Raw genomic sequence first — 3794 nt, 5'->3', positions numbered from 1 at the left:
GCGTGGCCGGTTGTGTCCGACCGCCGAGGGTTTCCCGAGCGTGCAGCTGTACGACCACGGGCTGCTCGATGTCGGTGAGGACAATCTCGTGTACTGGGAGGCCAGGGGTAACCCTCATGGCCGGCCGGTGCTGGTCATGCATGAGGGACCAAGATCTGGCAGGCCGAGGGGCGCCCACAAAGGGTTCGACCCCGCGCGGGTGTCTATGGCGCGCACGGCCAAGATGAATACGGCCAGATCCGATGCGAAGGAATCGGAGGGGGAGCAGCTATCGGCGGTGGCGGGATGGCCTGGTAGCCAGGTGAAGACCGACCACGGCGAAGGATAGCCAGTACCGGGTACGCCAATTCCAAGCGGAGTGGGGGTGGCAACAGGGGTCCGGCCACTCAGTTCCTTTGCAGCGGCGGCCTCAAGCCCAAGTTCGTGGCGCACCGCCTCTATGTCATCGTTGGGTTCCAGAGGAAACCGGGCTACGACGTGTTCGCCGACGCGGAATATGGCGTTGACCGTGCCTGCACCCGATACCGATTGGATAGGGAGATCCGTCCGCTGCGGGAACTGTTCAGCAATTAGTCCGCCGACCGTGAGCGGCGATACCGTCAGCTGTGGCGAGGTGCGGTCTCGATTGCTAGTTCTGGTTCCGGCTCGACGAGACCCGCCATCGTAACTGCGATCGGTACGCGGCCGCTTGCGTGCTCGGTCGTGTCGGCTTCGTCAGTTTTGTTGGAGCTGGTGGCGTTGGTGGGGTTGGTGTGAGCGGTGGTCTGTTCGGGACGGGTCTGTTGGCTCGAGTTGGTGTTCGGCCGGTCGTAGCGCGCCTGCTGCTCTCGCGTCTCATCGGCCCGCTTGGTTGTATCGGGTGCGGGCCGCAGGAGTGGACTGGATAGTCCTGCCAGTGCGGTCACCGGGTCTAGTGGACTCAGGGCGGGTTCGGGTGAGGTTGCGCCATCTGAGTTTGTGGGGGCGGCCGCAACTTTGGATGGCGAACCCGGCTCCTGTTGGGCGCTAGATGCTGGCGATTGGAAGGGCAGGGTGCTCTGCGGGGCGGACGAGTGTGTGGTGTTGGGGTTTGAAACCGTGGTGTCGGCGGAGCTGGCGGTCGTGGATTGCATGGCGACTGGAGCGGTCGTTTGGATGGATGGAGCCGATGAAAGCACGGTGGCAGCGGCGCACTCGGCGTATCCGGCGGTGAGATTGTTTATCTCTTTCGCGCTTTTTGTTGAAATGCCTAGCAGAGCGCCAAGCATGCCTACGGCGATAGTCACACCCAGCGAGGCAACACAAAGCGCGAAATTTAACGCAAAAGCGGGGCCTTCCGGAGCGAATACATTCCAGCTGTAGTATTCCTCAATTAACAGCGCCCCACCGAGTAACCCCTTTTCAATGCCGAACCCGAGGCGCATGTGGGTGTTCCAAGCGGCTTGATGTTGAACGATTTCTGCTAACGAGCCGTCCAACGTTGCCATTGATTTCGCCGTACTCTGAGCCGTTGCTGACTGCGTCGTGTAATCCTGGGATGACAGTCCCTGCCAGCTGTCGTGAGGTTTAGCTAGCCCCAACAGTGCGGCGAGATCCGTCATCTGCTCGGAGCCCTCGATGAGTTCGGCTCCGTCCGTCGGCGGGCCGTAACCGGTTGTCTGTTCGAGCAGCTCAACCGTGGTGATAGTCCAGGCAATGATGCTTGCGGCCCGCGCGGCGTTGTTGGCCTGCCCGTCACAAGCTATATCTCGTGCTTGCTGGTGCTCTTGCCAAACCGAGTTTTCGGCAGCGACGCGGCCCGCATGAGTTACTTTGGGGTCTTGGTTGAGCTGCTTCCTGAGGGCTTTCATCTGAGAATCGGCAGAATTATTGTAATCTTGTATTAAGATACCTAGTTTCGGTCGCGGTGGTGACTCGAGTAACGGCGAGCCGGCTAGGCGAAAGTTTCCGTTCTCAATTGCCCATCGCCTAGCAGTTGTCACGATCGCGGCATTGCCATCTGAATAGGCGTTGAGGTGAGCGGACCAGGAATACTCGCCGGTGAATTTAGGGTCTTGGTTTCCTACAAATTGTTTCCCGACATTGCCCAGGGCAAAAATTACCTGAAAAGCTTCCGAATAGAAGACCATTGAACCAAATTTCCTTTGTTAAGAAGCGCAGCACGCCGGAGATATTGTTAAGCAATAACAGTAGTCCAGAGCTGGAGGTGCTCACGGCACCAATTTATTGTCGCCCGCCACGTTGATGGGTAGGTACTTCGAGCGGTGGCTGGCCGGGCACACGGGTTGCGGATGGCGGGGTGGGTAGAAAGACCGCCCGGCGTTACGTCGAAGCGGCGGTCGCGGCGGGCTTGGACCGGGCCGGAGGCATGGACCAGCTCGACGACGTGTTGATCGGTGCGGTGGTAATGGTGGTCATCGCCACGGTTCCATCCATCGCGTTCTCGTTTCTGGAGATTCGAGGTCGATCACTTCCTGTCTCGATTCTTCGGCGGGGACAAGGGCCGGCGGTAGCGTCAACCGTTGTGTCCGAGCACCAAGCGTTCCCTGAGCCGCAGGTGTACGACCACGGGCTGCTCGACGTCGGTCAGGGCAACCTCATGTACTGGGAGGCCAGGGGCAACCCACACGGCCGGCCGGTGCTGGTCGTGCACGGCGGACCTGGATCCGGCAGGCCACGGGGCGCCCACAAAGGTTTCGACCCCGCGGCATTTCAGGTCGTGCTGTTCGACCAACGTGGATGCGGTGACAGCACGCCTCACGCCAGTGACCCGGCAACGATCATGACGCACAACACCACGGAGCACCTGCTCGCCGACATCGAAGCACTACGCGAGCACCTGGGCGTCGACCGGTGGCTGCTCTACGGCGGCTCCTGGGCGTCGACGCTGATCCTGGCCTACGCCCAACGTCACCCTGACCGGGTGATCGGCATCATCCTGATCGGGGTCACCATGACCCGGCCCCAAGAGGTCGACTGGCTCTACGGCGGTCTGCGTCGGCTGTTCCCGGTCGAATGGGAACGCTTTCGTGCGGGGGTACCCGAGCGTCACCGTGACGGGAACCTCGTCGAGGCCTACCGACAGCTGATGGAGAACCCCGACATCGCCGTGCGCGAGCAGGCTGCCCGCGATTGGTGCACGTGGGAGGACGCCGTCATCTCCCACGAAACCCTGGGCAGTCCCGGTCAGTACGGTGCGAAGCCCGACGCCGCGAAACTGGCGTTCGTGCGGATCTGCACGCACTACTTCGCCCATCACGCGTGGCTCGAGGACGGTCAGTTGCTGCGGGACGCCCTTCGTCTGCATGGAATCCCCGCAGTGTTGATCCACGGACGTCTGGACCTGTCAGCACCGCTGCTTACCGCGTGGGAACTCGCTCACGCCTGGCCGGGCGCCGACCTAGAGATCATTGAAGACTCCGGCCATACCGGCAGCCCCGCCATGGGCGCCGCAGTCATCGACTCCATCGCACGGTTTCACCCATCGCACGCACGGTTTCACCCATCGCATTCTCGTTTCTAGAGATTTCGAGGTCGATCAGTTCGTGTCTCACCACCGTCGCCGTTCCTGGTTTAGGTCTCTGCGGATTGTTGGCGCTGCGGGTCGAGGAGTTCTGAGAAGCCATGTATGCGTATGGAGTACTCCATGATTGGTGTTATTTGGTGGGTGGTGAGCCAGTGGCGGATGGCGTTGGCTTGTTTGTGCCGGGGTGCGTCTTCGGCTCCTTCTTGCCAGAGCAGTGCTTGCACGGTGGCGGGGATGTAGTCCGTGGCTGCGCTCGGTTGAGTGGTGAGGTCACCGTTGTCTCTGTGCG

At 61.3% G+C, this 3794-nt stretch carries 4 protein-coding genes; 1 reads left to right on the top strand and 3 read right to left on the bottom strand.

Annotated elements, in window-relative coordinates; genetic code table 11:
- Window positions 1–114: 114 nt before the first annotated feature.
- Together ACZY1I_RS32085 and ACZY1I_RS32080 are read right to left on the bottom strand one after the other, a co-directional pair.
- Complete coding sequence (locus tag ACZY1I_RS32085; RefSeq protein ID WP_463761682.1) at window positions 115–441, bottom strand: phosphotransferase; 327 nt, start codon at window positions 439–441, stop codon at window positions 115–117.
- Window positions 442–599: 158 nt separating this feature from the next.
- Window positions 600–2108 (bottom strand): EspA/EspE family type VII secretion system effector, encoded by a 1509-nt coding sequence (locus tag ACZY1I_RS32080; protein ID WP_463761679.1) that lies wholly within the window; start codon window positions 2106–2108, stop codon window positions 600–602.
- A gap of 395 nt (window positions 2109–2503) precedes the next feature.
- Here ACZY1I_RS32080 and pip point away from each other — a divergent pair, with 395 nt between their 5' ends.
- The gene (pip, locus tag ACZY1I_RS32075) at window positions 2504–3502 is read left to right on the top strand and encodes a prolyl aminopeptidase (protein ID WP_463761681.1); all 999 of its coding nucleotides are present in this window, start codon (window positions 2504–2506) and stop codon (window positions 3500–3502) included.
- 50 nt (window positions 3503–3552) lie between these two features.
- On the opposite strand, the gene ACZY1I_RS32070 is transcribed toward pip, so the two are convergent.
- On the bottom strand, window positions 3553–3794 hold a 242-nt coding region (locus tag ACZY1I_RS32070), incomplete at its 5' end, for a hypothetical protein (RefSeq protein ID WP_463761678.1).

This window comes from Mycobacterium sp. IDUB_37 (genome assembly GCF_055419245.1).
The sequence above is the reverse complement of the archived record's forward strand: the minus strand, read 5'-3'. Positions and strand labels throughout refer to the sequence as shown.